The sequence below is a fragment of the Neisseria sp. P0001.S005 genome (genome assembly GCF_051963715.1).
In genome coordinates this window covers 1-437 of record NZ_JBQCTZ010000613.1, presented here as the reverse complement: position 1 = coordinate 437, position 437 = coordinate 1, and the positions used below count along the sequence as shown (strand labels likewise).

2 pseudogenes are annotated in these 437 nt (G+C 48.7%); both read left to right on the top strand.

The annotated features are described in order from the left end of the window. Positions 1-141, top strand: a pseudogene (locus ACTHSP_RS22000) (IS5/IS1182 family transposase); the annotation flags it as partial. A 105-nt stretch (positions 142-246) separates the two neighbouring features. Then, positions 247-437 (top strand): annotated as a pseudogene (locus tag ACTHSP_RS21995) (transposase); the annotation flags it as partial.

The window sequence follows — 437 nt, the reverse complement described above, 5'->3', positions numbered from 1 at the left end:
CGTCAGGCCATAGAAGTCGATGAAGAAGGACAAGTCAGCGGTCAAACCACACCGAGTAAAGACAGCTATGCCCGTTGAATAAAGAAAAACGGCCTCTACAAACTCGGTTACAAACAACATACCCGTACCGATGAAGAAGGCTATAGTGGATTAAATTTAAATCAGGGCAAGGCGACGAAGCCGTAGACAGTACAATTAGTACGGCAAGGCGAGGCAACGCCGTACTGGTTTAAATTTAATCCACTATATATCGAGAAATTGCACATCACTCCCGCCAATACCCATGAGTGCACCCATCTGTCGCCTTTGCTGGAAGGTATAGCCGAAGATACGACCGTCTATGCCGACAAAGGCTATGACAGCGCGGAAAACCGACAACATCTGAAAGAACATCGGTTGCTGGACGGCATTATGCGCAAAGCCCACCGCAGCCGTCC